Raw genomic sequence first — 2,780 nt, forward strand, 5'->3', positions numbered from 1 at the left:
ACGTGCGATTATCGATCTAGGATTTGAGAATCCGACCGAAGTACAAGAGAAAGCGATTCCGATGCTATTGGAAAAAGACATTGATTTAGTTGCGTTGGCTCAGACAGGGACAGGGAAAACGGCAGCTTTTGGTTTTCCAGTCATTCAAAAAATTGATGCCAACAATAGAAATACACAGGCGTTAATTTTATCACCTACTCGCGAACTATGTTTGCAGATTACAAATGAGCTTAAAAACTACTCAAAATACGAAAAAGGTATTAATGTAGTGGCGGTTTATGGTGGTGCAAGTATCACAGAACAAGCAAGAGACATCAAAAGAGGAGCGCAAATTATTGTGGCAACTCCAGGAAGAATGCAAGACATGATTAACAGAAGATTAGTTGACATTTCTCAAATAAACTACTGTATTCTTGACGAGGCTGACGAAATGTTGAACATGGGTTTTTACGAAGACATCGTAAACATTTTATCTACAACTCCAGACGAGAAAAATACTTGGTTGTTTTCTGCAACAATGCCTGCTGAGGTAGCTAGAATTGGAAAACAATTCATGACCGATCCAATAGAAATTACTGTAGGAGCTAAAAACTCAGGTTCTGCAACAGTTTCTCACGAATTTTACTTAGTAAATGCTCGTGATCGTTACGAAGCTTTGAAGCGATTAGCTGATGCTAATCCAGACATTTTCTCTGTAGTTTTTTGTAGAACAAAACGTGATACACAAGCTGTTGCTGAAAAATTAGTCGAAGATGGTTATAGTGCTGCTGCTTTGCACGGAGATTTATCTCAAGCGCAACGTGATGGTGTTATGAAAGCTTTCCGTGGTAGACAAATCCAAATGCTTGTAGCGACTGATGTTGCTGCTCGTGGAATCGATGTTGATAATATTACACACGTTGTAAATTACCAATTGCCAGACGAAATAGAAACCTATAACCACCGTTCTGGTCGTACCGGACGTGCAGGAAAACTAGGAACTTCTATTGTTATTGTAACCAAAAGTGAAATTCGCAAAATTTCTTCTATCGAAAGAATTATCAAACAAAAGTTTGAAGAAAAAACAATTCCTTCTGGAATAGAAATCTGCGAAATCCAATTATTACACTTAGCAAACAAAATTAAAGATACGGAAGTTGATCACGAAATTGACAACTATTTACCAGCTATCAATAGCGTTTTAGAAGACTTAACGAAAGAAGAGTTAATCAAGAAAATGGTATCAGTAGAATTTAACCGTTTTATCAATTACTATAAGAAAAACAGAGATATTTCTAATCAATCTTCAGGTTCAGACAGACGTGAACGTGATGATAGAGATGGTGCTCCAAGAGAAAATAGCAACAATGGCGCAACGCGTTATTTTGTAAATATTGGTTCTAGAGACGATTTCGATTGGATGCAACTAAAAGATTTCTTAAAAGAAACATTAGACTTAGGTCGTGATGATGTATTTAAAGTAGATGTAAAAGAAGGTTTCTCTTTCTTTAATACCTATGCAGAACATACTGATAAAGTAATGGAAGTTCTTAACGGATTCGACCTTAACGGAAGAAGAATAAACGTTGAAATTTCTAAAAATGACGGTGGTTCAAGCTCTGGACGTCGTGATCACAACGGAAGAAGTTCTGGTGGTGGTTTCGGTGGCGGAAGAAGTTCTGGCGGCGGAGGTTTTAGAGGAGAAAGAAGTTCAGCACCAAGATCTGGTGGTGGCGGTGGTGCTTTTGGACCAAGAAGTGAATCAAGAAGTTCGGCTCCAAGAGAAGGCGGATTTAGCAGAGGATCAGCTCCAAGAGAAGGTGGTTTTGGAAGAAGTTCAGAAAGAAGTGAATCTTCAGACAGAGCACCAAGAAACGAAAGACGTTCATCAGGATCAGGTTTTACACCACGTCCTTCTGAATCAAGTTCTGAGAGACCTAAAAGACCAAGAAGAAGCTAAAAATAGTCTTTGACTTTAATAATAAAGCCTTGAAAATTATTTTTTCAAGGCTTTTTTTTATTAATATAGCGTCCCAACACTATTGAATTAAACACAAATGTAAGGTTCTGAAAAATTTAGCGCAATTAGCTCAAAAAATCAATACTGTGCTATAAGTTTAAGTTTGTCCAATCCTAATTCGTCAATTGAAATTTTGTAAATATGATAAACTTGTTTGTCGGATACGGTCGATTTTTCTCTTCTCGAAAAGTATAGTGTTTTACCATTATCACTAATAACAGGTGCAAACTCAAAATTTGGAGTATTTACAATATTTGACAACTTAATCGGTTTTGACCATCTTTCTTTCTTTAGAAAACTAATATATAGGTCAGCGACACCTTCATTTTCATTGAAAAATATAAGCCAATCTCCTTTTGGAGATATTGCTGGAGAAGAATTTATAAATTTATTATTAATGTTGTTGTCTAGCTGATTTATGGCAGAAAACTTTCCATTCTTGAATTTTGTTGAAAAAATATCACCTTTACCAGAGCCATTTTTACGCCAAGAAGAGAAATATATATGTCCATTTGCCGACATAGAACCATAATATTCAACAGAGTCGGTATTTATTGTCGTTGCCTTTTTCAGGTCGTGAATCAGACCTTTTCTATCATATTTTCCAACCCATAAATCAAGATTTTTAGGATTTTGATTCTGATAATTTGAAAATAGAAAAATGAATTTTCCGTCCGAACTAAAGAAAGGAATAGTTTCTTGTGAATTTTTATCAACTATGGCATTCTTTGTTATTGAGTTTATTTTTCCATCAGATAAAATTCCTTTATAAATGGCGGTA

General features: G+C 35.7%; 2 protein-coding genes. One reads left to right on the top strand and one right to left on the bottom strand.

Translation table 11 applies throughout. The annotated features are described in order from the left end of the window. Positions 1–1,939: DEAD/DEAH box helicase (locus ACH2BG_RS11080; RefSeq protein ID WP_395047756.1), on the top strand; the 1,939-nt coding region annotated here is incomplete at its 5' end. 138 nt (positions 1,940–2,077) lie between these two features. On the opposite strand, the gene ACH2BG_RS11085 is transcribed toward ACH2BG_RS11080, so the two are convergent. Continuing rightward, positions 2,078–2,780: TolB family protein (locus ACH2BG_RS11085; RefSeq protein ID WP_395047757.1), on the bottom strand; the 703-nt coding region annotated here is incomplete at its 5' end.

Source organism: Flavobacterium sp., from assembly GCF_043779715.1.
Lineage (GTDB): Bacteria > Bacteroidota > Bacteroidia > Flavobacteriales > Flavobacteriaceae > Flavobacterium.